24 protein-coding genes and 1 other annotated feature are annotated in these 22,381 nt (G+C 62.5%); of the genes, 7 read left to right on the forward strand and 17 right to left on the reverse strand.

Annotated features, from left to right (window positions below; genetic code table 11):
* The first annotated feature begins 147 nt into the window (after window positions 1-147).
* Together AZKH_RS23355 and map are read left to right on the forward strand one after the other, a co-directional pair.
* A complete protein-coding gene (locus tag AZKH_RS23355; RefSeq protein ID WP_015451762.1) occupies window positions 148-381 on the forward strand; it encodes a ParD-like family protein in 234 nt (77 codons plus the stop codon).
* Window positions 381-1,208 (forward strand): type I methionyl aminopeptidase, encoded by an 828-nt coding sequence (gene map, locus AZKH_RS23360; protein ID WP_015451763.1) that lies wholly within the window; start codon window positions 381-383, stop codon window positions 1,206-1,208. The genes AZKH_RS23355 and map overlap by 1 nt, the downstream gene beginning before the upstream one ends.
* Here map and AZKH_RS23365 read toward each other — a convergent pair.
* Window positions 1,180-3,342: a 4Fe-4S binding protein gene (locus AZKH_RS23365; RefSeq protein ID WP_015451764.1), complete on the reverse strand. Its 2,163-nt coding sequence runs from the start codon at window positions 3,340-3,342 to the stop codon at window positions 1,180-1,182. The genes map and AZKH_RS23365 overlap by 29 nt on opposite strands.
* 243 nt (window positions 3,343-3,585) lie before the next feature.
* Between AZKH_RS23365 and AZKH_RS23370 the strand changes: the two genes are divergently transcribed.
* Window positions 3,586-4,038, forward strand: coding sequence for a hypothetical protein (locus tag AZKH_RS23370; protein WP_015451765.1), 453 nt, complete (start codon window positions 3,586-3,588; stop codon window positions 4,036-4,038).
* 21 nt (window positions 4,039-4,059) lie between these two features.
* Here the strand turns inward: AZKH_RS23370 and AZKH_RS23375 are convergent, their stop codons facing one another.
* A complete protein-coding gene (locus AZKH_RS23375) occupies window positions 4,060-4,695 on the reverse strand; it encodes a response regulator transcription factor (RefSeq protein WP_015451766.1) in 636 nt (211 codons plus the stop codon).
* Window positions 4,688-6,091 carry a sensor histidine kinase gene (locus tag AZKH_RS23380; protein WP_015451767.1) on the reverse strand — a complete coding sequence of 468 codons (1,404 nt, stop codon included), beginning with the start codon at window positions 6,089-6,091 and terminating at the stop codon, window positions 4,688-4,690. The genes AZKH_RS23375 and AZKH_RS23380 overlap by 8 nt, the downstream gene beginning before the upstream one ends.
* Window positions 6,092-6,236: 145 nt before the next feature.
* Between AZKH_RS23380 and AZKH_RS23385 the strand changes: the two genes are divergently transcribed.
* Together AZKH_RS23385 and AZKH_RS23390 are read left to right on the forward strand one after the other, a co-directional pair.
* Window positions 6,237-6,524, forward strand: coding sequence for a DUF5710 domain-containing protein (locus tag AZKH_RS23385; RefSeq protein WP_041657879.1), 288 nt, complete (start codon window positions 6,237-6,239; stop codon window positions 6,522-6,524).
* A 12-nt stretch (window positions 6,525-6,536) separates the two neighbouring features.
* A complete protein-coding gene (locus tag AZKH_RS23390; RefSeq protein ID WP_015451769.1) occupies window positions 6,537-7,148 on the forward strand; it encodes a PolC-type DNA polymerase III in 612 nt (203 codons plus the stop codon).
* A gap of 44 nt (window positions 7,149-7,192) precedes the next feature.
* Here the strand turns inward: AZKH_RS23390 and AZKH_RS23395 are convergent, their stop codons facing one another.
* From AZKH_RS23395 to AZKH_RS28050, 8 genes are all read right to left on the reverse strand, one after another.
* Window positions 7,193-7,408, reverse strand: a complete 216-nt coding sequence (locus AZKH_RS23395; protein ID WP_015451770.1) for a hypothetical protein — start codon at window positions 7,406-7,408, stop codon at window positions 7,193-7,195.
* A 13-nt stretch (window positions 7,409-7,421) separates the two neighbouring features.
* The gene (locus tag AZKH_RS27360; protein ID WP_172642508.1) at window positions 7,422-7,718 is read right to left on the reverse strand and encodes a hypothetical protein; all 297 of its coding nucleotides are present in this window, start codon (window positions 7,716-7,718) and stop codon (window positions 7,422-7,424) included.
* Between the two features lie 53 nt (window positions 7,719-7,771).
* Window positions 7,772-8,470 carry an HAD family hydrolase gene (locus tag AZKH_RS23400; protein WP_015451772.1) on the reverse strand — a complete coding sequence of 233 codons (699 nt, stop codon included), beginning with the start codon at window positions 8,468-8,470 and terminating at the stop codon, window positions 7,772-7,774.
* A 178-nt stretch (window positions 8,471-8,648) separates the two neighbouring features.
* The gene (locus AZKH_RS23405; protein ID WP_015451773.1) at window positions 8,649-9,233 is read right to left on the reverse strand and encodes a TMEM175 family protein; all 585 of its coding nucleotides are present in this window, start codon (window positions 9,231-9,233) and stop codon (window positions 8,649-8,651) included.
* An 81-nt stretch (window positions 9,234-9,314) separates the two neighbouring features.
* Window positions 9,315-9,746, reverse strand: coding sequence for a VOC family protein (locus AZKH_RS23410; protein WP_015451774.1), 432 nt, complete (start codon window positions 9,744-9,746; stop codon window positions 9,315-9,317).
* A gap of 24 nt (window positions 9,747-9,770) precedes the next feature.
* Complete coding sequence (locus AZKH_RS23415; protein ID WP_041658020.1) at window positions 9,771-10,349, reverse strand: transglutaminase family protein; 579 nt, start codon at window positions 10,347-10,349, stop codon at window positions 9,771-9,773.
* 90 nt (window positions 10,350-10,439) lie between these two features.
* A complete protein-coding gene (locus AZKH_RS23420) occupies window positions 10,440-10,844 on the reverse strand; it encodes a nuclear transport factor 2 family protein (RefSeq protein ID WP_015451776.1) in 405 nt (134 codons plus the stop codon).
* A 300-nt stretch (window positions 10,845-11,144) separates the two neighbouring features.
* Window positions 11,145-11,465 carry a VOC family protein gene (locus AZKH_RS28050; RefSeq protein ID WP_369795123.1) on the reverse strand — a complete coding sequence of 107 codons (321 nt, stop codon included), beginning with the start codon at window positions 11,463-11,465 and terminating at the stop codon, window positions 11,145-11,147.
* On the opposite strand from AZKH_RS28050, the gene AZKH_RS23430 reads away from it, so the two are divergent.
* Window positions 11,388-12,610 (forward strand): IS3 family transposase gene (locus AZKH_RS23430; RefSeq protein WP_156822060.1). Its coding sequence is split into 2 segments (ribosomal slippage): window positions 11,388-11,670 and window positions 11,670-12,610, totalling 1,224 coding nucleotides; the frame shifts between segments, so codons are not numbered across the junction. The genes AZKH_RS28050 and AZKH_RS23430 overlap by 78 nt on opposite strands.
* Window positions 11,666-11,782 (forward strand) — a sequence feature (AL1L pseudoknot). It overlaps the preceding gene by 117 nt.
* Window positions 12,611-14,453: 1,843 nt before the next feature.
* Window positions 14,454-15,080: a LysE family translocator gene (locus tag AZKH_RS23435; RefSeq protein ID WP_015451780.1), complete on the forward strand. Its 627-nt coding sequence runs from the start codon at window positions 14,454-14,456 to the stop codon at window positions 15,078-15,080.
* A 20-nt stretch (window positions 15,081-15,100) separates the two neighbouring features.
* On the opposite strand, the gene prpF is transcribed toward AZKH_RS23435, so the two are convergent.
* The 6 genes from prpF to AZKH_RS23465 all read right to left on the reverse strand — a co-directional run bounded on the left by prpF (window position 15,101) and on the right by AZKH_RS23465 (window position 22,365).
* Window positions 15,101-16,294 carry a 2-methylaconitate cis-trans isomerase PrpF gene (gene prpF / locus AZKH_RS23440; protein ID WP_015451781.1) on the reverse strand — a complete coding sequence of 398 codons (1,194 nt, stop codon included), beginning with the start codon at window positions 16,292-16,294 and terminating at the stop codon, window positions 15,101-15,103.
* Between the two features lie 85 nt (window positions 16,295-16,379).
* The gene (locus AZKH_RS23445) at window positions 16,380-17,729 is read right to left on the reverse strand and encodes an NAD(P)/FAD-dependent oxidoreductase (RefSeq protein WP_015451782.1); all 1,350 of its coding nucleotides are present in this window, start codon (window positions 17,727-17,729) and stop codon (window positions 16,380-16,382) included.
* Between the two features lie 183 nt (window positions 17,730-17,912).
* On the reverse strand, window positions 17,913-18,665 hold the full coding sequence (locus tag AZKH_RS23450; RefSeq protein ID WP_015451783.1) for a DUF5602 domain-containing protein: 753 nt from the start codon (window positions 18,663-18,665) through the stop codon (window positions 17,913-17,915).
* 173 nt (window positions 18,666-18,838) lie between these two features.
* Complete coding sequence (locus tag AZKH_RS23455; RefSeq protein WP_015451784.1) at window positions 18,839-20,023, reverse strand: SRPBCC family protein; 1,185 nt, start codon at window positions 20,021-20,023, stop codon at window positions 18,839-18,841.
* Window positions 20,024-20,197: 174 nt separating this feature from the next.
* Window positions 20,198-20,662, reverse strand: a complete 465-nt coding sequence (locus AZKH_RS23460; protein ID WP_015451785.1) for a pyridoxamine 5'-phosphate oxidase family protein — start codon at window positions 20,660-20,662, stop codon at window positions 20,198-20,200.
* A complete protein-coding gene (locus tag AZKH_RS23465; protein ID WP_015451786.1) occupies window positions 20,662-22,365 on the reverse strand; it encodes a sigma-54-dependent Fis family transcriptional regulator in 1,704 nt (567 codons plus the stop codon). Before AZKH_RS23465 ends, AZKH_RS23460 begins: the two co-directional genes overlap by 1 nt.
* Window positions 22,366-22,381: the final 16 nt, after the last annotated feature.

The raw sequence follows: 22,381 nt of genomic DNA on the forward strand, positions 1-22,381 counted from the left end.
GTGGTCTTTCCAACGTTCTAGTATCGTCGGCAGCCGCAGGCAATGCCTACACGGATCCTTACGTGTTCGCCTACCGGTCACCCGTGCCCCAAGACAGCAGAAATGGTAATATACGGAACGTATACAAACCATACATAAGGCAAGGTCGTGGGAATCGTCAAGATCTCCGAGCAGATGCATGAGGCGCTGCGTCGGACCAGCGGCGCGCTGAGCCGCTCCATCAACAGCCAGGCCGAACATTGGCTGCGCGTCGGCATGCTCGCGGAGCTCAATCCGACGCTGAGCTACACCGAAATCTGCCAGCTGCTAATCCAGGAAGAAGAGGCGCAAGGCGCATCCGGAGCCCCTTCCCGACTAGCGAACTTCAGCAAGGTGGCATGATGGTAAAGAAGCGACAGATCCCGATCCGCTCTCAGGCCGAGATCGAGATGTCCCGGCGCGCCGGCGCGCTCGCGGCCGATGTATTGCGCATGATCGGCGAACACGTTCGGCCCGGCGTCACCACCGACGAGCTCGACCGCATCTGCCACGACTACATCGTCAACGTACAGAACGCGATCCCGGCGAATATCGGCTATCACGGCTACCCGAAAACGATCTGCGCCTCGGCGAACCACGTCGTCTGCCACGGCATCCCGTCCCCGAAGCGCCTGAACAACGGAGACATCCTCAATATCGACGTCGCCGTCATCAAGGACGGCTGGTACGGCGACACCAGCCGCATGTACTTCGTCGGCAAACCCGGCGTCCTCGCCAAGCGCCTCGTCCGGACGACCTACGAAGCGATGCGCGCCGGCGTCCTCGCCGTCCGCCCCGGCGCGACGCTCGGCGATATCGGCCACGCCATTCAGACCGTCGCCCACCGCGAAGGCTTCACCGTCGTCCGCGAGTATTGCGGTCATGGCATCGGCGACATCTACCACGACGAACCGCAAGTCCTCCACTACGGCCGCCCCGGCACGGGACTCACGCTCGAACCCGGCATGGTCTTCACGATCGAGCCCATGATCAACGCAGGGCGCGCTGAGACCAGGCAATTGGCCGACGGCTGGACGGTCGTCACCAAGGACCATTCGCTGTCTGCGCAGTGGGAACACATGGTCGCGGTAACGGCAGACGGGTTCGAGATCCTTACGCCTTGGCCGGAGGGGTATGGGGAGTATCCGGCGATCGAAGCCGCTAGCCGCCAGCCTGCGCACGCTGAGTGAGCGCCAACTCGGGCCGCAAACGTTTCCCTTTCTTCTGGTACAGCATGATGGGTACACAGCGTTTGTCGTCATGGTAAATGCCAACGCAATCGAGGCATTGGAAGCAGGCCTCGTAACGGATTTCACCGCTGGGCTCGATAGCGTCGTAGTCGCACACTGCCTTGCAGCGTTGGCAGGGCTTGCCGCATTCGGCCCGGCGATTCAGCCAGTCGAAGCGGCGCAGCAGTCCGCCGAGTGACATGGCGCCGCCGAGCGGACAAAGAAAGCGGCAGAAGAACTTGTAATAGAAGGTCCCGGCGACGAGCAAGACGGCGGCATAGGCGATGAACGGCCAGGTGCGGTCGAAGCCGAGCGTAATGACTGTCTTGAACGGCTCCACCTCATTCAGCGTTTCTCCTTCGGTCGGTAGCCAAAAGGCGGCGCCGAGCAGGCCGGCCAGGATCAGGTAACGTCCAAATTCCAGGCGCCTCGCAACGCTCGGCGGAATCCGCAGGCGCGGCACGCCCAACCGACGCGCGAGCCGGCCGACGAACTCCTGCAGGGCGCCGAACGGGCATAGCCAACCGCAGAAAGTCCCGCGGCCCCAGAAGACGAAGCTGATCACCGTGAACGCGATCAACAGCAAGGAAATCGGGTCGTATAGGTAGCTTGCCAGGCCCAACCCCGCCTTTAGCGTCTTGATCGCGCCAGTGATCTGAACGATGGACAGTTGCCCCTGCGCGTACCAGCCGATATAGAGCAGCGTGTAGGCCAGGAAGCCGAGGCGAAAGAGGCGTAGCCGGCGTTTATCGAGCGAAATCCAGCGCGGTCTGGCGAGGACGATGCTGAGCACGATCAGGGACGCGGCCAAGACCGTCAGGTCGACCCAGCGATTTTTCCAGGCCAGCAGCCACTCCGGTAGCGGTTCGGGTGGGTAGGCGAACAGGTTGGCCGGGGGGACGTAAGAGAGGGCGAGTTGCCTGGTGATCACGGTGGGCAGGACAGTCCCTTTGGCGCGGCTGACCGTCAGCATCAGCTCGACCGGGCTGGCCGGGTCTAGGCTGGCGGCGGCATTGACGCCGAACAGGCGCGAAGCATTGAGTTCAGGCGGACCGGCAATGTCGTGGGGTTCGAAGTCCTCGTCGCGCAAGTCATAAAACATTCCGTTCTGGCTCATCGCCAGTCGAGGCGACGGGGCTCCCGGAATGAAGTTGTCGTCGAGGATCGAATAGCGCCCCGCCGATGCAATCCACCACAGGTGTCGCTTGTCGAAGTTGCGTTCCATCACGGCCGCGTACTGCGCATCGCCGAGAATGGCCCGCCCGATCGTCGGCGCATTCAGGTAGGCGACGTAGAGATCGACGAAGACTTCATCCGGATGCGCGAGGGCCGTCTCATCGACATTGGCCCCTTCCGTGCCGGCGAAGAGTTTCTCGACTTCGGCATGGGTCACCCGAACGCGGCCGACCATGCCCTTCCGCAGCATTTCGGCAAAACCCACCGGGTCATAAACATCGGGCCGCACCTGCGCCGACGGACCGTGTTTCTTGCGGTCGGCAAAACCGAGCTTGGCACGCGCCACCTCGCTGGCCGCACTCAGCACCGCCTGGTTGACGATGCGGATCGAGGTGGTCGCCTTGGAGATGCCATCAAGCGTCGCGATGCCATTGTTGCTGGCATGGCCGGTGCGGTTACGGGCTGCATCCATGGCAATCAAGAATGGTTGATGGATATTGCGGCCGATATATTGGGCGATGAATTCGCGCAGCGGCGTATCGCCCAGGCCACCCAGATCGCGAAAGGTAAAGACCGGTTCGCGTTGGCGCAGCAGTTCAACGTCGATGAAGTTTCCCTTGCGATCGATCGAAACCAGGAAATTCATCGGCGTCCCTTCGAAGCCGGGGAGAGGCGCCAGGTCGATCGACTCGAAGACGTAGCCGACTGGCCCGGCCTCCTGTTCCAGCGCGCTGGTTAAGGGCCAGGCGGGTATTTCGGTCAGTTTCTCCTGGACCTGGTACGGGCGACCGAAACGGCGTTCGATGTCTTCCTTTTTCAGATCGCCCGCCAGCGTTAAATGACTTGATAACAAGATCAGTGCCGATATCGCCAAACGCTGCGCCGCCCGGTTCAAGCCGACCGAGATGCCATGAAACATGGGGTTCTCCGATGGTTTCAGCCGATCGCCGGCCGTTGGGCTGCGATCATCGCTGTGCACCCGATCGGGGCCTAGGGCAAATTGCCCGAGATATGACGGGCTAAGAAACCGCCGCGTCATCCACCGCAACGACAGGCAAAGCGCCCGAACGATCCCGGGCAGATTCCCCTATGGCAGGCATCCGACCATACGTTTAATAACGATGGCATCAGCCGATAACCCAGTCAGAGAGAGATATTCCGGATGTCTACCTATAATTTCGACGATCGCGCCGTTCGCTGGAACCGCTTTGGCGACTTTGTGCCCGCCTTCCACTACACCATCCTCGATCTGGACGAGAAAAGCCGGGTCGTCGATGTGCTGTTCAAGTTGCCCGCCAACGAGCAGATCCTTTTGCACCGTCATCACGCGCTCAACCACACCTTCGTCGTCCAGGGCGAACACCGGCTCTATGAAACCGATGGCAGCCTGCGTGAAGCGCGGCCGAGCGGCAGCTACACCGTTTCACCCGCCAGCGAGAAGCCGCACCGGGAAGGCGGTGGCGAACAGGACGCCATCATCCTGTTCAGCATCCGCCCCGGTGACAACGAAGTGCTCTACGAACTGCTCGATGACGAACAGAATCCGCTCGGGACGATCACCTTCCAGACGCTGGTCGAGCTTTACCAGGCGCAGCAGGCGAGCACGCCCGGCTGAGAATCGCCGCCGGAAAAAGGCTCAGATCAGGCCGAGCTTGAGGGCGGCCCGGGTCAGTTCGATATCGCTACGCACGCCGAGCTTGGCCTTGATCTGGTAGTGGCAGTTCTGCACCGTCTTGGCCGTGATCGACAGGCGGCTGCCGATCTCCTCCGGGCTACAGCCGTCGAGCAGCAGACGCAGTATCTCGAACTCCCGCGGCGACAGCTCGGCGAGGGGGTCGGCGGCCTGATTGACGAGCGCCAGCGCCAGTTCGGGAGCGATGTCCGGGCTGATCGTCTGGCGCCGCGCCGCCACCTGGTACACCGCGTCAAGCATCACCTCCGGCGGGCTGCTCTTGGTGACATAGCCAAGCGCTCCCGCCCGCAGCGCTTGCGTCGCGAAAATCGGCTCGCGATGCATCGTGAAGACTAGAATGCGCACGCCGGCATCGCGTTGAATCAGCCGGCGGATCAGCTCGACGCCACCCATGTCCGGCAGGCCGAGATCGAGCACCACGACATCGGGCTCCAGCAGCCGATGCTGCTCGAATGCGTCCCGGGCCGTGGCCGCTTCACCGACGATCGTCAGATCCGGCCGGGATTCCAGCAGACGGCGGTACCCCCCGCGCACGACCGCGTGATCATCGACCAGAAGCAAGCGGATCTTGTTAAGCATCATTGTTCCTTTGCGTACTCAGCGCCTCAGCCGGAAACTCGGCCCGCACCCGCATTCCCTTGGGCGACCGCGCGGTGATGGAGAAGTGGCCCGCGAGCGCGGCGACCCTTTCGTTCATCCCGAGCACGCCCAGCCCGCTGCCGGCGCTGGCTGGCCGGCCTTCGCCGTCGTCTTCCACGCAGAGGATGCAGCGGCTCGTCTCGCGGCTCAGCCGCACCGTTACCTTCTTGGGTTCGCTGTGGCGCACGGCGTTGGTCAGGCTCTCCTGGATGATTCGGTACAGGCTGACCGTCAGATCATCCGGCAAATCGTCGATTTCCCCGTCGATCAGCAACTCGAAAGTGCAGCCAGTCAGGCGCCGCTGCCAGCCGCCCACCAGCTGTTCCAGCCCGGCGCGCAGACCGAACTCCTCCAAACCGACTGGTCGCAACTGGCTCAGGATACCTTGCAGGGATTCCAGCATGTGCGCGGTCACTGAGGCAATGGACTGGGCGGCGGGCAGCAGTTCGGGCTGACGTTCGCGCGTCTGTGCCGTGATGAAAGCCGTCTCGGCACCGATCGAGGTCAGGCATTGGCCGAATTCGTCGTGGAGTTCCCGCGCCAGGTGACGACGCTCCTCCTCGCGCACGGAGAGCAGGCGCTGGGCGAGCTGACGCTGCTCGGCCATCGTCTTCTGCAGGCGCCCGGTCAGGTGGTCGAAACCGGCGGCAATGCGGTGCAGTTCGATCAGCCGCGGGCGTGGCATGCGGGCAGCAAGGTCGCCCGCTTCCATCCGCCCCAGCGCCGCCAATATCTGCTCGGTCGGCAGGAGGGCGCGACGCACCGGCAGATAGACCAGCAGGTTGAGCAGCAGGATGCCGAGTGTCATGCCGAGCACCGTGCGGATCTGCTGCCACACGGCCAGGGCTTCGCTGTCCAGATTAGGCGTAACGACGAACTCGCCGACGGCAAACCCCGGATATTGGCCAATCCTGCCGCGGTACTGAATCTCCGGGCCGATCAAATGGCCGAGCACCCAGTGCACGAGGCGCGGCGGCGCCGATTCCTCGCCGAAACAGCGCTGAACGATCGGTTGCTTGTAGATGTCCTCCACCGCCACGCAGATCCCGAGCAGTTGCCCGATATCGTCCAGCGAGGCCAAAGCCAGTCCTGCCAGGCCTTGCTGGAAAGTGCCCCGCGGCTGGACGGCTTCCCCGGCAATCAGGCGCTTCACCGTTCCGCCGGTGTGGGCAATATGCAGGCGTATGCGTTCTCGAGCCTGATAGAGCACGAACCCGCTGGCGAAAACACCGATGGCCAACGCGAACAGCGTGACGCGTCGCAATAGATGGTGTTTGAGATCGATCCCGTTTTCAAACGCTGTCGGCGGAGGGTCGTCTGAAAAATCTTGCGGCATGGCTGCTACTTTTCTCTTCCGAATGGTTGGGCAATTTGCCGGAACGCCAGACGGAGAATGCCTGCTTGCCGGCGCACACGCTATCGGAATTGATCAGGACAAATCCCATACAATGCCAGTCCGCACCCCCGGGCATGAGAACAAGATGAGATTCAACCTGAAGGTCCCCTTCGCCGAAAAGGATCAAGCCAAGAAGCTCGGTGCGCGATGGGATGCCGGCCGAAAAATCTGGTACGTCGAGGGCAAGGAAGACATGGCGCCGTTTTCCGGATGGTCGCCCACTCCTCACGCTGCTTCGGTCGCCGACGTACAGACTCAGCAAAGCAAAGTCTACGTGGGCAGCGAGTACGTCGAGCAGCCGCGCGTGTGCGATTGCCCTCCGTGGGAGGAGTGCGACAAGTGTCGGCCCCTGTCCTTGTCAAGCCAGGGTTGAGGGGACGAGGACATGGAAGTCGTAGCGGTAATCGACTTTGAAACGACCGGACTGTCGCCGGCACAGGGGGATCGCGCAACCGAAATTGCCGCGGTGATTCTGGAGGGCGGCAAGGTCGTCGACCGATACCAGAGCCTGATGAACGGCGGCGTCCGGATTCCGTCCTTCATCGAGTCCCTGACCGGAATCTCCAACGAAATGATTCGTCGTGCGCCGCCGGCCGCGGAGGTCATGCGGGAGGTGTCGGATTTTGTCGGCGACTATCCCTTGGTTGCCCACAATGCTTCTTTCGACTGCAAATTCTGGGATGCCGAACTGGGTCGAATTCAGAGAACGAGGCAGCAGGAATTCGTCTGCTCCTTGCTGCTTTCGCGCCGGATCTTTCCGCTGGCGCCGAGCCACAAGCTGGGAGCCTTGGTCGAGTATGCGAATCTACCGGTCGCAGGCCGATATCACCGGGCTTTAGCTGATGCGGAAATGGCGGCCAGTCTTTTTCAGCGACTGAAGGATGAACTGCGCGACCGTCACCAGGTGAACAAGGTTTCTGTCGAGCTTCTTCGCAGGATTCAACGCGCGCCCAAGAGCCAGTTGAAGAAATGCATCGCACGCGAACAGAGTGTCTGATCGCGCGAGGGATGGCATAGCGGGCGTAAAGGAGCTATCCCCGTTCAGGCTACCGGCCGCATGAAGATCCAGTTGCGGTTGGTGGCGATGTCGGGTGCCTTGACCAATTCCCAGCCTTGGGCTCCGAGCTTGTTCAGTTCGGCCGCCACCACTTCGGTGTAGGCTTTCAGGCGGTCACGTTCCCGGCTCCCGAAAGGGCGGGCAACGTCTTCGGCCATATCGTGGAGGTCGCTGCGGACCAAGTATTCAAAGTGCTGCATCGGACGGCGGGCCTCATGAATAAAAAGCGTTAATTTCGGTGCAAAACTCGCCGGCCTCGCCGGCTTTCCCGCTCAATGCGGAATCAGCGGCACGTAATCGTTCGCGTGCTTCTTCGCCTGTTTCGCTTCCCGCTTTTCCTTCGGGGTCAGGAGAGGTTGCTTCTTCTCTTCCTTGTTGCTTTGCCTTTGTTTGCCCATGATGCTGCTCCTGAAAAGTACCGACGGAAGCCGGTACAAATTCAGTATAGGCTTCTGCCTGTCGCGAAACCGGATTGCAAAAGATAAAGTTGGCGCCGGCACGTCCCCTCACGAATTCCGCGCTGCCATCCCCTTGGCTGCAGCCTGACCAGAGCAAGGATTCACTCAGGCGGACAGCAACGCCGCAACCAGTTCGCTCAGGTCGGCGTATTCCGGATGCCGCTTCTCCGTGTGAGGCCACGGCTTCTGTTCGCGATTGATCCACACCGCCTGCATGCCGGCATCGCGCGCGCCCAACACGTCGAGCACCGCGTCGTCGCCCACGTGCAGCACCTCGTGCGGCTGCACACCGACGGCCTCGGCCGCGACCCGGAAGATGCGGGGATCGGGCTTCGACACGCCCACCTTGAGCGCGGAGACGCTCGCCACGAACAGCGGTGCCACCTCAAGGCGCGACACGTCGGCGTTTCCGTTGGAGATACTCACCAGCGGGTAACGCGCCGCCAGGAATTCCAGCGCGGGGAGCGCATCCGGATAAAAGCTCACGTTGTGGCGTTCGGCGAAGAAGACCTCGAAGGCCGCCCCGGCCAGCTGCGGGTCCTCCCCCGCATTGGACAGCGCCAGCCGGATCGACTCGCGCCGCAGCGCCGTCATGTCATGCGCCAGATCCGGCCGCTCCCGCCCCACGGCGTCGCGGATCTCGCGCAGCGCCTGGGGGCTCGCGTACATCGCGGCCGTCAGCGGAGCATTGCTTGCGAGCCATTCATGGAGCACCTGCTCGGCCCGGTCGATCGTCGGCCAGATCGGCCACAGCGTGTCGTCCAGGTCCAGCGAGATGGCTTTGATTTGTTTCAGGTTCAGCATGTAGGAGATGGTACCCGATAGGCGGGGAGTTCTCCTGTTCTTGGCGCGTCCTCAGTAGGCCCGATTCCGGCGTATCCGTTTCAGGCGCTCGTCGGCGAACTGTGCAACTTCAGGAGCCAGCGATCGCTCTCTGGAACGCTTCGCGTCGCGTCGGACCTGGAAACACGTTCCGGCGACTTCAGGTCTCGGTGCCGGCGATGACTCTCTCGATTCTTCGATCTGGCACAAGCCACATGGCCGCCACGAAAACATACAGCGCCAACGACAGCCATCCTGCCTCAAACGATGCACCAATGGCCGCCAAATAGATGACGGGCGACAGCTTCCCCTTCCAGTCCGCGCCGACAGCACGCTTGAGGATGGACGTGGCCCCCTCCACGGCGATGATGCATCGCTGCAGGAGCGCGTACGCAATTGCAGCCATGAGCAGCACGAAGCCGTAGACCGCACAAGGAAGTTGAGCAAAGTGGTTCTCGCCCATCCAGCCGGTCGCGAAGGGCAGCAGCGAAAGCCAAAAAAGCAGATGGAGGTTCGCCCATAGCACGCCGCCGGAGATTCCCTTTGCCGCGTGCAGCAGGTGATGGTGGTTGTTCCAGTAAATGCCGACGTAGATGAAGCTCAGGACGTAGCTCAACACAACAGGCATGAGCGGCGCCAGGGAGTCCAGATCAGCGCCATGTGGAACCTTGAGCTCCAGCACCATGATCGTGATGATGATCGCGAGAACACCGTCACTGAACGCTTCAAGCCGGCTCTTGCCCATCGCTGCCCCTCTGAAATCCAGTTATCGCACCGTCACTGTGCAACGATTTTTCGGTAACTTGCCGCCCCACCGCGCCTCAGGCTACCACTTGTCATGGCGATCCCGACGCTCCTGACGGTAGTTCGTAACCTCCAGGCGAACGCCATCCGGGTCGGCGAAGAAGCTTGCCCAGTAGTCCGGCGCATACTCGGTATAGAGCTTCGCCTCCGATGCCTCGACGCCAAGCGCGCGAAGTCGGTCGGCCACCGTTACGACGTCCGCGACGGAGTCGACGCGAAGGCAAAAATGATGGAGCCCGGGGGCATAGGAGTCGTAGCCGGCGGAACTTCGGGATGGACGGAGAACAAAACCGAAATGGCGGTTGAAGTACTGGATGTGAGGATCGCCGGCCAAAGAGAATTTGTTCTTCCGGAAGCCAAGCGCATCGATCAAGACGCGATCATAGAAGGCTTCAGAGCGTTGAAGGTCGGACACCGTGATGTAGATGTGGTCGATTCCGGTAACTTCAGTCATGGCGTGCTCCGCGAATAAGAGGGCTCAGGCCGCAAGCTCAATGTCCGGGAGATTCGCAAGCACATGGTCATAGCTTTCATAGCGCTCAAGAACCTCCACTACGACAGGCAGCGGTTCTGCCCAGATTTCCGGGAAGTCGCGTTCTTGCGGCTCTCTTATAGGAAACGCAAGCACTTCCACGGGAGGGCAAAACTGAGCACTGACGCCCGGCTTGTTGCCTCTGGCGTCAATCCTGTACCAACCAAAGTCCTGGAGATAGACGGCATTCAAACCGTGTAGACAGTATGGGGCGCCACTATCTCCAACCGACAGGCGCTGATAGCAGAGCCCCGCCGGAACGCCATTTGCGCGAAGTAGGGCCGCGAGCAGATGGCTCTTGGCATAACAGTAGCCTGTCTTGTGGCGTAGTACATCCGACGCTCTGCACGTGACCGGGTTGAGCTTGAAGTCGGAACTGTGCCGAATCTCGTCCCTGACGAACTCAAAACACCGACGGACCAAGTCCTGTTCGGAGGTCGTGCCGCGCGCCAGACTACGAGCGACTGCCGAGATGTTCGCGTCCTCGAAGTCGATGTACTTGCTTGGGGATAGGTAGCGATGCATGCGTTTCTTGTGGTTGTTGGACTGAGCCACCGCGGCGGCAGATGCCAACGAGATTGTATGCAGCGATCCTGCAGCGTCAATCCTTCAACATCAATGCTTCGGGCGACCGAGAGGCGGACGGTTCTTGCGATAGGAGTTCTTCAGTACGATCTTTCCGTCTCGAAACGTGAAGAGATCGCAACCATGGACTTCGACACGAGTGCCGTCCGCCCGCGTTCCCGTAAACGTCCACTCGGACACTCCCCTGTCCCCATGAACAAAATGGCGCGCGTTGCCCCAGTGTGCATCGGGGAAGGTTGCCCAGACTTCAGCAAAGCCAGCCCGCACTGCCTCACGGCCTTCGTATCGGGTGCCGCAGATGTCCGGGCCCGCCGAGGCTTCAAAGACACAGTCATCGCTCATGAACGACATGAGGGCATCGACGTCGTGGCGATTCCACGCATCGGCAAAGGCCTGTAAGAACGCGGTGGTGACTTCTGCTATCAGTTTCGACATGACTTAACCCCCTTCGGCGTGCACACCGAGGATGATGATCCTGTAGTTGAGGTAACGGGCGGCCGGACGCAGGCGACTCCAGGACTGACCACCATCCAGCCCCCGACGGCGAAAAGGCGCCCCGCTTACCGGACGTCCCGCTGACCGTAATGTTGAGACTGATCGCTCATCATGGCAAACGGGGTCACACCCACGCGAATTGACACCGATAACACTGCCGGCTCTCCCGTAGGCGCTGCGCGGCTTCATCGCGCAGCGTCCAGCGACCGAAGGGAGCGAGGTCGAGCGCAGGGTTATACGTCACGGTTTGATTGGCTGCATCAAGTGGGCAATGGCACCCGTAGGGTCTGCCACAATACAAACCCTGCCAACGTCGGGAACCTCATGTGGGGGTACTACAACACTTCCCCCAAGCATCGGCGCCTGCTTTGCGCATTCATCGACGTTTCCGACGGCGATATAGGAATGCCAAAATGATTTGCCGCTCGGTGTCTGAATCGCCCCGGGTTTCGCGGAGGCTCCAACTCTTGAGAAGATGGAGCCATGAAGAAGACGACGAAGTTCTCCCCCGAAGTGCGCGAGCGGGCCGTGCGCATGGTGTTCGAGCAGCGCGACCAGCATGGATCACAGTGGGCGGCGATCGAATCGATCGCGGCCAAGATCGGTTGCAGCGCGCAGACGCTGTCGAACTGGGTGCGCCGGTACGAGCGGGACACCGGGCAGCGTGATGGGGTCAGCACTGCAGAGGCGGCCCGCATCAAGGAGCTCGAGCGCGAGGTCCGCGAGCTGAAGAAGGCCAACGAGATTCTGCGCCTTGCCAGCGCGTATTTCGCGCAGGCGGAGCTCGACCGCCGCAACAAGTGATGAACAGTTTCATCGACACGCACCGCGAGCGCTTCGGGGTCGAGCCGATCTGCAGGGTGCTGCAGGTTGCCCCGTCGGCCTATCGTCGCGCGGTAGCCCGTCGGCGTGATCCCGCCTTGCGCTGTCTGCGAGCCCGTCGCGACGAGGTGCTGGAGGGGCACATCGAGCGGATCTGGGAGGCGAATCTGCAGGTGTATGGAGCGCGCAAGGTATGGCGGCAGTTGCAGCGGGAAGGCGTCGAGGTCGCCCGCTGCACGGTTGAACGGCTGATGCGTGCCCAGGGTTTGCGCGGTGCAATGCGCGGAAAGGCGCTGCGGACCACCCGCCCGGATTCGATTGCGCCGTGTCCGCTCGATCGCGTCAATCGCCAGTTCGTCGCCCAGCGCCCAAACCAATTGTGGGTGTCCGACTTTACGTATGTCTCGACCTGGCAGGGGTTCGTGTACGTCGCCTTTGTGGTCGACGTCTTCGCCCGCTACATCGTGGGTTGGCGCGTCAGTCGATCCATGCAGACCGAGTTCGTCCTCGACGCCCTGGAGCAGGCCCTGTGGGCTCGTCAGCCTGAACGTAATGCCTTGGTCCATCACAGCGATCGCGGTTCCCAGTACGTCTCGATCCGATACAGCGAACGTTTGGCAGAAGCGGGCATCGAGCCGTCGGTCGGCAGCCGTGGTGATAGCTACGACAATGCCCTGGCCGAAACCATCAACGGCCTGTACAAGGCCGAAGTCATCCACCGGCGAGGGCCTTGGAAGAGCGTTGAAGCGGTCGAGTTGGCCACCCTCGAATGGGTCTCATGGTTCAACCATCACCGCTTGCTTGAGCCGATCGGGTACATTCCTCCCGCCGAAGCCGAGGCAAACTACTACCGCAACCTCAGCGAGCAGGCGGTCGCCGCCTGACTCAAACAAAACGGCCTCCGCGAAACCCGGGGCGATTCAAACTGCCAAGACGGAGGCAGTTGGAGGTGAAGAGGGCGCAAATGAAGAATGCCAATGTCGTCTGCCAATACAACTAGCGGAAGGCTTAGCAGTGTTGCAAGAATTACAGCAAATAGGCGATGCATATTCATGATGGCTCTAACGTAAAAATAACCGGACGGAAAAAGCGCAGCTTTTTACGGTCCGGTTGATTTTATTGTTAGGGTTAAGTGTCAGTAGCATTTGTTGATCGCAAATTCGTCAGGATATTTCTTAATTTCAAGCACGATAAAACCACCCCCTTTTCTAAAGGTTACCTCGCAAGTCGCCGAAGGGTCCCTAGTGCAGGAGAACTCTGGGTGCTGACTGTATTCGACCTGATTTGCATGTTTTGGGATGTCAGGAGACCACCCTTTATCCTGAAGTATTTTCTTTGCGGCTCCGTATTCGATCCCATCCACGTCGTCACAGAGGTCAATTCCAGACCAATGCGCTTCGGCGTTTGACGCAATAAGCACTATCAATGCCAAGCAAATTGGTGCCATTGGCGTGTCGATAAAGTACGCTCGCATGCTTGCCCTAACTTTATTGTTAGGGTTAAGTGTCAGTAGCATTTGTTGATCGCAAATTCGTCAGGATATTTCTTAATTTCAAGCACGATAAAACCATCCCCTTTTCTAAAGGTTACCTCGCAAGTCGCCGAAGGGACCCTAGTGCAGGAGAACTCTGGGTGCTGACTGTATTCGACCTGATTTGCATGTTTTGGGATGTCAGGAGACCACCCTTTATCCTGAAGTATTTTCTTTGCGGCTCCGTATTCGATCCCATCCACGTCGTCACAGAGGTCAATTCCAGACCAATGCGCTTCGGCGTTTGACGCAATAAGCACTATCAATGCAAAGCAAATTGGTGCCATTGGCGTGTCGATAAAGTACGCTCGCATGCTTGCCCTAACGTAGAAGTGAGGGGCAGCCGGAGCGCGAAGCGCGGAGGGAACCAAAAGTGTAGCTTTTGGCTGTCCGCTCGACTGCCGGGTTGGGCATCAGTCGGCACACAGTTTTTCAACTCTGCCATGTTCAACGCGCAAATAGCAGCCCCACTCGTTCAGATATGCCGAGCAAACACCGTGAGCATCGCTCCCCACGGCCACGCCCTTTTCAGCAAGGCAAATGCCTTCGCATTGATCGGATCCAGTGCACACCTTTCCGGAATCCTTCGCTTTTACGTCGCAGACTTTGGGTTTCCCTGGATATGGCAATCCTAGCGTCGTCCAGTTGCCCCCAATGGCAGCACAGTCCTCCTCCGTATTTGGGACTGATGGCTTTTCAGCGAGGCATGGGACAGCGATAAAAGCCAACGCGAAAGCCGCGCCTAGCGTAAGTGCAGGTCTATTCATGATGCCCAACGTGTTGTAGACAGCAATAATGATGTATATGCTGGCGAATTGCCGCATAATCCAGAATGCAAGTCACCGTACACCGCTGATTTCATTCTTCTTTACATGAAAGGGCCAGACTTATACGTCAATCATACACGGCATCATCCGGAAATTGCTTATTGCATGGGGCACGCGGCCGGAATTGTCCCTGCGTCTCTCGGATGGCCCCCTTCAACCGACCGGCGGCTGCAGGACGATGACCGCCATCCCTACGAGCGCAATGGATGCTCCGCTGGTATCCCACGCCGTCAGCGAAACACCGAACGATAACGATGCATCGCCCGTCTGTCCTTCGCCAATGGTCTGTGCTTTGAGAAGGCTTGCCCGCGGCGTACTATCGACCGCTTCCGGAAGCCATTCCAGCGATCTCCGTCCTCGAGAGGCTACATGCTGACTTTTCAACAATTCATCGGTTTTCTTCTTGCCGCCATCCTGATCACGGCGTCCCCGGGGCCCGACAACCTGATGGTGCTCAGCATGGGGATTTCCAAGGGCCGGCGGCAGGGGATCGCCTTTGGGCTGGGATGCGCGCTGGGTTGCCTGAGCCATACGGTCCTGGCGGTCGTTGGCGTGAGCGCACTCATTGCCGCGTCGCCAACGGCTTTCACCTTGCTCAAGGTGTGCGGTGGCCTTTACCTGATCTGGCTGGGCGTCAATGCGTTGCGCAGTCTGGGTGGCGCCGGGGTAGGGGCCGTGAAGTCAGATGAGACATCGCTGTCGAAGTTGTTCCTGAAGGGCGTCTTCGCGAATGCGATCAATCCGAAGGTGGTGCTGTTCTTTCTTTCATTCCTGCCGCAGTTCGTCATTCCGGCCAATGGCAACGTCGGCTTGCAGATGGCCCTTCTGGGCGTGACGTTTACCGTCCAGGCCGCCGTGCTGTTCGGCGTGCTGGGCTATTTTTCCGGTGCGATCGGCCTGTGGCTCAATGCCAAGCCGAAAGCGAGCGCGATCCTCGACCGCGTCGCCGGCACGGTGTTCGTTGCATTGGGCTTGCGGCTGATCGTTAACCGCTGATCGGCCGCGGAACTCGCGGGTCAGCCGGCGTAATTCGCCGGGACGAAGACCTGGCCTTCCATGAGGCGCCGAGCGCTGCGGCTCATGCTGGCCTTCTCGACCTTCCATTCGCCCTCCGCTTCCGACGCGGCGGCGCCAACGGTCATGGTCCCGGAGGGGTGGCCGAATCGCACTTCGTCGCGGCGACCGCCCTCCTCAAGCAGCCGGGAAACGACCGTCCCGCGGATCGCCGCCGCGACGGCGATGGCAACGGCGCCGGTGCCGGTCATGGCGTGGTGCAGCTTTCCCATCGAGAAGATGCGGGCGCAGAGGTCGATGTCGTCGGCCTTCACGGCCTTGCCACTGGAAGCGATGTAGGCGGCTGGAGGCGCGACGAAGGCGAGCTTGGGGGTGTGCGGGCGCTTCTCGGTGGCTTCCGCGGCGGTCTTCGCGAGGCCCATCGCGACGGTCGCATGGGCACGGACGGCTTCGCAGCGCGCCAGCACCGCTTCGTCATGGTTGATGTCGGGCTGAAGTTCGGTGCCGCGGAAACCGAGGGTCGCCGCGTCGACGAAGATCGTGGGGTTGCCGGCGTTGATCAGCGTCGCTTCGACCCGGCCCACGCCCGGCACGTCGATCGTGTCGACCATGCGGCCGGTCGGAAACATCGCTCCGCCCTCCCCGCCCTCATCCGCCCCGGGCTCCAGGAACTCCAGCTTGATTTCGGCTGCGGGGAAGGTCACGCCATCGAGTTCGAAGTCGCCGATCTCCTGCACTTCGCCGTCGGCCATCGGTACGTGCGCGAGGATCTTCTTGCCGATGTTGGCCTGCCAGATGCGGACGACGGCGACGCCGTTGGGCGGCACTTCGACCAGCCCGCGCTGAATCGCAAACGGACCGACGGCGGAGGTGAGGTTGCCGCAGTTGCCGCTCCAGTCGATCACCGGCTTCTCGATGGAGACCGCGCCGAAAAGGTAATCCACGTCGCAGTTCTCGCGGCGGCTGCGGCTGACGATGACGACCTTGCTGGTGCTGGAGGTTGCTCCGCCCATGCCGTCGATGTGCTTGCCGTAGGGATCGGGGCTGCCGACGACGCGCAGCAGGAGGGCGTCGCGGAGCGCAGGGTCGGTGCGCGTTTCGGCGGGGAGATCGTCGGACGTGAAGAAGAGGCCTTTGCTGGTGCCGCCCCGCATGTAGGTGGCACGAATCGCGATCTGGCGTGGAGTTGCGGTCATGAGTCTGCCTTGTTGAGGTCGTTCGCGGCGATCACGGTACCGTCAGCGCGGACTGGCCTCAAGAGGTGACGGGTCGTTGAATGATTCAGGCCAGCCAGCCCTGGCTTCGTATCCAGGCTGCTAGTTGCCCGGCGCGTGCGGCGTCTCCGGCGAGCTCGGCGCGCAGCGCGTCTTCGGCGGTGGTCTGCTGCGATGCTCGGGCTTGGAGCGCGCGCAGCAACGGGGCGAGCTTCACGCCGTTCAGGTGCCAGATGCCGAGGGGGTTGTCGGGGGTGACGACGACCTCGTCCTCGACGATCCGGCCCTGGTCCACGACGGGCCGGCGCGCGATGTGCACCTTGTCCGGCGAGGTTTCGGCGTGTATCGGCTCGGCGTCGGGCCAGCCGCGCCGCGTCCGCCAGAAAGGATGCCCGGGCCATTGCGATTCCTGCTCGTAGAAATCGCGGCCGATGCGGGCGAAGCGGTAGAAGAGGTTTTCGATGCGCTCGCGGTGGAAGCGCTGCGCCAACGTGGCGGCAGCAGGTTCGTGCAGCAGGGTGGCGACGACTGCGGGGGCCTGCAGCGCCGACGAGAGCGCCTGGAAGATGCCGTTCCCCGACAAGGGGTCGACGGCCATCGCGGCGTCGCCGACGCGAATCCAGTTGTCGCCGACGACGGCTTCCTGCAGTACGGGGGTACTGGTCCGCGCATGCGGCTCGCCGATCGGCTCGGCGCCTTGCAGGAATGGGCGTGCGGCGTCGATCGCTTCGAAGCGCGCGCGGCAGAACTCGCCGAGTGCCTTCTTCGGCGGCAATGCAGCGCTCGCCACGTCGAGGGTGATCTGCAGATAGCGACGACCGTCGGCGAGCGCCGCCATCCACGCCCAGCCATCGGCGCAGCTCTCGACGGCCGAACGTGCCGCACCGGCCGGCCCCTGCCAGTACTGCAGCAAGGAAACGGTCTCCGCACCGCGCACGCGCGCCTGTCCCGTGCTCGGCGCGGCACGACCGCGCGCCTCGACGATGAAGTCGGCTTCCAGGGTCTGCAGCGCGCCGCCCTGCTCCAGCTGGACGAGATGGCCATCGGGCGAGGATGTGCAGGAGACGATCCGGGCGGACATGACGCGCACGCCGGCGTTCCGGGCGTCCTCAAGTGCGGCGAGATCGAAGCGCCGGCGGTCGACGAGGCTTTCGGTATTGGCCTGAGAGAGCACGCCGTTCCACGTCACGCAGCGCGGCGAAGGCGACGCGAAGCACTGCAGCGCCCGGGCAAAGCCGGCGTTGCGCAGCGCTTCCAGGACGCGTGCGGAGACGCCTTCCACCGCGGCAAAGCGGCGTGGTTCCCCGATCAGCACCACGTCCTCGCCCGCGCGCTGTAATCCCATGGCGACCGCGACCCCGGCGGGACCTGCGCCGAGCACGACGATCGGCCGCGCGTTCATGTTGCGGACTGCCATGCGCGCGCGGGGCTGCGAGTCATCCCGCCGGGCGGTCGGGACAAGGAGAGAATAGCCATTTCGATGAAGGACACGAAGCGCGACGGCATTGGCCGATTCTAGGAGCCGCAGCCAGGAACCGATAGCCTGGATCGGCAATGGCAACGCGTCACGAGGCGCATGCTTCTGCCAACCGTCCGGGCGCTATCGCAACTCCCCGAGCGTCACCTCATACACCTTCTTTCGTTTGTCATACTTGACGCTATAGCTCGACGGGTAGGCGCCGGTCTTCGTGTAGGCCGCGGGCCGTACCACGGGGGCCGAGTAGGATTGTTTCGAGCGGAGGAACGCGAGCGTCGCCATCGGCTCGATGAACAATTGCTGCTTGTTGTAATAGCCGTAGATCAGCGTAACCGTGAATGGCTGGCCGTTGAATTCGGGCGCCTTGGGATCGATCGCGTGCGCCCCCATTTGAGCGACCGCCGTACCCGGTGGCATCACATAGCCGGCCGGCATCAAATCGGCGGGCGGCTGTTGGCCTGGATCGCCCGATTCGCTTTCGCTGCCGAACGTGATGCGCATTTGCTCTTCGTGACTCACGAAGTAGAAATGGAAGTCGAAATGCTGCACGTCGTACACGTGCGGGGGCGGGTGGCCCGCCGACTCCCAGTTGACGACGACATGATCGACGACCGTCTTCGGGCCGGTCGTCGGCATCGGCAGCAGATAGGGAAAATTGGGACTGGCGCCGGCGGCCGGCGTTGGCAATCCCACCAGCGCGGCGGCGCCGAAGACGACACCGATCGAAGCGAGCCCGCCCTCGGCGTCGGTGCGGACAATGGTATGGGCCGAGCCGTGGCCGAGCCGCACGGGCGAGCCTTCATAGCTTGCTGCCTTCGTCTGGGCCATCGCCCACGGGGAGAGTAGCGCGGCGGCGATCGTCGCAATCGCCACCATCGGAGGCCGCCGGACTTGCACACGTGCGCGAATCATGATCACTCCCCCTTTTGTTTCAGCCGGTCGATTGCCTCGGCGGGAACGACTCGTGGTTCCCGCCTCGGCGTTTCAATCTAGCCCAAGGAGCGAAGACTTCAACGCCCTTCCGCGAATAAGCAAGCGGGGATGGGGACTCAATGCAGGATGGTCCGCTCGCTCGCGGCCTGCCGTGTTGCATATGCGTCGCGTGCCGGCGTTCCGGTCTCGAGGAAGGACTTCACCCGCATCAGGTCTTCGTCCAGCTCTGTCTTGGCGTCCCGCCCGAAGAGCCGCGCGACCGCGTGGCCGGCAATTCCGGCCCTCGGCGTGTAGCTCATCGACACGCGCAAACGCGTCCCGGCGCCGTCGGGCTCGAAGTCGATGCATCCCTCGCTTTCGACGGCAGCGCCCGGCAAGGTGCGCCAGACGAGGCGCCGGTTCTCGTCGCGCTCGACGATCTCGGCATCCCATTCGACGGGACGCAGCGGGCCAGCCACCTTCCAGTGCCAGCGGTTGTCGCCCGTCATCTGCACGGCCTCGACGTTGCGCATGAACTGCGGAAAGTTTTCGGGGTGGTTCCAGAACGCGAAGACCTGCTCGGGCGGGGCGGCGATCAAGAGTTCCTTGTCGAGATGCACGCTGCGCGTTCCCCGCCGTCCGGCAATCTCGCCCAGGCGCTGGTTCGTCACGGAACGGGCGAACAGGGCACCACCTGCCAGCGTGCCCAGCGCACCGATCGCCCGGCCACGCGACAGGCTCAGCAGAGCCGTGAGGATCCCGGCGCCACCGGCCAGCATGCGCAGCGACGGCGACCAGTTCTCGGGCACGCGCGACCTGTGCCGGCCGACCTCCACCCCTTGCAACGCGGAGATATTGCCCGGCTCGTCATGGACATCGAGCCGGTCGTCGACTTTCGTGACGCCGCGCACGCTCCACGCCGCCGCCATCAGCTTCCCCACCTCCTCGGCGAGGATCGGCCCTTCGAGCACGATCGTGCCGTCATCGCTCGCGCGCACGTGGATTCCGTGAGGATTCGACACGGCGCGACCGATGCGCGCACGCACTCGCCCTTCCAGCCGGGGGATCGAGAGCTCGCGGTCTGCCGTCATGCGCGAGCGCAGCCGCGCGGCAAGGCCACGGCTACGATTGACGCCATCCCGCCACGCCACTTCGGCCACGCGTCCGACTTGCGTGCCGCCGCTGCGCAGCTTGTCCGTGACGACGGCGCGCCGTCTTCGGCCGGCCTGCGGATCCAGCAGATACATCGTCAACATGCCGAGGCCGGCGACGCCGATTGCGGTCAGCGCTCCGTACTTGCCACCCATCACCTCTCGTTTCATGGCGCACCTCCTTGCGTCGGGAAGGCAAAAATTTCATCGACTTGCAAGTTCTCGCCCACAGCTCCGCGGACCCCGGCCGGCGGCCGGCGTGCGCTGCGTTGGCCCCCGGTCAAGGCTCAAGGGATCATTTCTGACTGGGAATTGCCAACGCAGCAAGCAGCGTTCCCGGCACGATCAGCTACGGCAATCGATGGCGTCTCGGCGCCCGAATCCCGCGGAGTTATCGATGAAGAAGAGGCGCTCGGGTTCGAAGCGGTACCAGCGGACCTTGGCGAGCGCCTTCACGATGGCTGCGGGTGCTTGAGCGAGCTTGCCGACAACCGGGTACTTTGCGCCATAGAGTTCGCGCGCCCGCCTCTCATCGTCGCCGCCGATTTCGACCGCAAGGCCTTCGGCCTGGATACCCTTGATTTGCGGCCAGTCGGCGCAATCTTCCTGAATCGTGATCGCGATCCGTCCGTCCCACGCGATATTGCGGCTGTGACGGGTCGTCGGGGCGGAGAGGAAGTAGAGCCGGAATCCGTCGTTCACATAAAACACGGCAGCAGCCCAGACGCCCTCCTCGCCCTGGGACGCGATCGTCATCGAATGGTGGGTTTGCAGGTAGTCGAGAACGCGCGAACGCAGCCCGCCGTCCATCACGCCTCGTCTCCGACCTCGTCCTCGTGCAGTCGCTTGAGCCGGTAGGCGAGCTGCGGCCGCGTGAGGCCCAACATGCGCGCCGCAGAGGAGAGGTTGCCGCGCGCCCTGTCCATCGCGGCTTCGAGCAGCATCGCCTCCAGTTCGTCGAGCGTCATTTCGCCGCCGCAGACCGCGTCGCATAGCGCACGGGCGGGCTTCGAGCCGCCGAGATCGAGCTTGCCGTCGGGCGCGAGCCCCAGCTCTTCCGCCCCTTCCTCGACGCGCGAGAGAAACAGGTGATCGATCTCGACCCGACCTCCATTGGGCGCAAGGATCACGCCCCGCTCGACGGTGTTCTGCAACTCGCGGATGTTGCCCGGCCAGGCATAGCCGACGAGCGCCTTCTTCGCCTTGTCGGTAAAACCTAGCAGCTTCTTGCCGTTGATCGCCGCGTATTTTTCGAGGAAGTGCTTCGCGAGCGGCGAGATGTCGTCGCGGCGTTCGCGCAGCGCCGGAATGTTGATCTGGAAGGCGTTGAGGCGGTAGTAGAGGTCGGCGCGGAAGCGTCCTTCCTTGACGAGCTGGGCGAGGCCGGCGTTGGTTGCGGCGACGAGGCGGACGTTGATCTTGCGCACCTTGTCGTCGCCGAGGCGCTCGACCTCGCCTTCTTGCAGCACCCGCAGCAGCTTGCTTTGCGCGGTGAGCGGCAGATCGCCGATCTCGTCGAGGAACAGCGTGCCGCCGTCGGCGCGCTCGAAGCGCCCCGCGCGCGAAACTTGTGCGCCCGTATAGGCGCCCTTCTCCACGCCGAAAAGCTCGGACTCCACGAGATCATGCGGGATTGCCGCGCAGTTGATCGCGACGAGCGGCTTGTCGCGACGGCTGCTCATCTCGTGCAGCGCGCGTGCGAAGAGCTCCTTACCGACGCCTGTCTCGCCCAGCAGCAGGACCGTGATCTGGCCCCCGGCCGCCTGCTTCAGGAGCTCCAGCGCCTGACGGAAGCCCGGTGAATTGCCGATCATGTCCGCCGGGAGGTTCTCCTTCTCGGCGATCGTCGAGCGCAGTTGCACGACCTGGGTCTGCAGGTCGATGAGCTGATCCACGATCGGGTCCGGCGCGAAGTAGCGCATGTGCTCGTCGGCGTCGCCCCATTCCTCGATGGGCTTGCCCACGATGCGGCAGCTCTCGTCGCCCATACCGGCGCATTCGACTTCCTTGTACAGGATCGAACGCCCCATGAAGGCCGACGAGTAGCCGCAGGCATAGCCGATCTGCGTCCAGCACACGGGTTCGTGATGCTTGCCGAAGTGACGCCGGTGCGACTGCCCTTCCCACGAGTTGATCCAGCGGAATTCGCAGTGAAAGCGGCCGGCCGCCCGATCGACTTCGACCCGCAACGGGATCACGCCGACGATGCCTTCCAGCGAATGCAGCTGCGGGCCGGTCATGAAGGCGTCCGTCTCGCTGAGCTCGGGCATGCGCGTCCGCACCAGCTCCGCGTCCCGCACGCCCGACGCATACCCCATGCGCAGCAGCAGGCCGCGGGCGCGCGTCATGCCGAGCGTATCGATCAGCTCCTTGCGAAGTGACGACTGAGCCTCGGCGTGCACGAGCAGCATGCGGTGCTCGTGCAGCCAGATCTGGCCGGTATCGGCGCAGAAATGGACGCGTGCACGCAGGTCGTCCGCCTCGATGCACGGCTTGCTCTGGGCCCTGGTCATTGCCTGGTCCTCATGT

Origin of the sequence: Azoarcus sp. KH32C, from assembly GCF_000349945.1 — a bacterium.
Taxonomy (GTDB): Bacteria; Pseudomonadota; Gammaproteobacteria; order Burkholderiales; family Rhodocyclaceae; genus Aromatoleum.

Coding starts and splice junctions, on each gene's coding strand:
- map (WP_015451763.1), top strand. CDS start 381: ATGGTAAAGAAGCGACAGATCCCGATCCGCTCTCAGGCCGAGATCGAG.
- AZKH_RS23365 (WP_015451764.1), bottom strand. CDS start 3,342: ATGTTTCATGGCATCTCGGTCGGCTTGAACCGGGCGGCGCAGCGTTTG.
- AZKH_RS23370 (WP_015451765.1), top strand. CDS start 3,586: ATGTCTACCTATAATTTCGACGATCGCGCCGTTCGCTGGAACCGCTTT.
- AZKH_RS23375 (WP_015451766.1), bottom strand. CDS start 4,695: ATGCTTAACAAGATCCGCTTGCTTCTGGTCGATGATCACGCGGTCGTG.
- AZKH_RS23380 (WP_015451767.1), bottom strand. CDS start 6,091: ATGCCGCAAGATTTTTCAGACGACCCTCCGCCGACAGCGTTTGAAAAC.
- AZKH_RS23385 (WP_041657879.1), top strand. CDS start 6,237: ATGAGATTCAACCTGAAGGTCCCCTTCGCCGAAAAGGATCAAGCCAAG.
- AZKH_RS23390 (WP_015451769.1), top strand. CDS start 6,537: ATGGAAGTCGTAGCGGTAATCGACTTTGAAACGACCGGACTGTCGCCG.
- AZKH_RS23395 (WP_015451770.1), bottom strand. CDS start 7,408: ATGCAGCACTTTGAATACTTGGTCCGCAGCGACCTCCACGATATGGCC.
- AZKH_RS23400 (WP_015451772.1), bottom strand. CDS start 8,470: ATGCTGAACCTGAAACAAATCAAAGCCATCTCGCTGGACCTGGACGAC.
- AZKH_RS23405 (WP_015451773.1), bottom strand. CDS start 9,233: ATGGGCAAGAGCCGGCTTGAAGCGTTCAGTGACGGTGTTCTCGCGATC.
- AZKH_RS23410 (WP_015451774.1), bottom strand. CDS start 9,746: ATGACTGAAGTTACCGGAATCGACCACATCTACATCACGGTGTCCGAC.
- AZKH_RS23415 (WP_041658020.1), bottom strand. CDS start 10,349: ATGCATCGCTACCTATCCCCAAGCAAGTACATCGACTTCGAGGACGCG.
- AZKH_RS23420 (WP_015451776.1), bottom strand. CDS start 10,844: ATGTCGAAACTGATAGCAGAAGTCACCACCGCGTTCTTACAGGCCTTT.
- AZKH_RS28050 (WP_369795123.1), bottom strand. CDS start 11,465: ATGCTGGTCGCGCTGCTCGAACACCATGCGCACGGCCCGCTCGCGCAC.
- AZKH_RS23435 (WP_015451780.1), top strand. CDS start 14,454: ATGCTGACTTTTCAACAATTCATCGGTTTTCTTCTTGCCGCCATCCTG.
- prpF (WP_015451781.1), bottom strand. CDS start 16,294: ATGACCGCAACTCCACGCCAGATCGCGATTCGTGCCACCTACATGCGG.
- AZKH_RS23445 (WP_015451782.1), bottom strand. CDS start 17,729: ATGGCAGTCCGCAACATGAACGCGCGGCCGATCGTCGTGCTCGGCGCA.
- AZKH_RS23450 (WP_015451783.1), bottom strand. CDS start 18,665: ATGGTGGCGATTGCGACGATCGCCGCCGCGCTACTCTCCCCGTGGGCG.
- AZKH_RS23455 (WP_015451784.1), bottom strand. CDS start 20,023: ATGAAACGAGAGGTGATGGGTGGCAAGTACGGAGCGCTGACCGCAATC.
- AZKH_RS23460 (WP_015451785.1), bottom strand. CDS start 20,662: ATGGACGGCGGGCTGCGTTCGCGCGTTCTCGACTACCTGCAAACCCAC.
- AZKH_RS23465 (WP_015451786.1), bottom strand. CDS start 22,365: ATGACCAGGGCCCAGAGCAAGCCGTGCATCGAGGCGGACGACCTGCGT.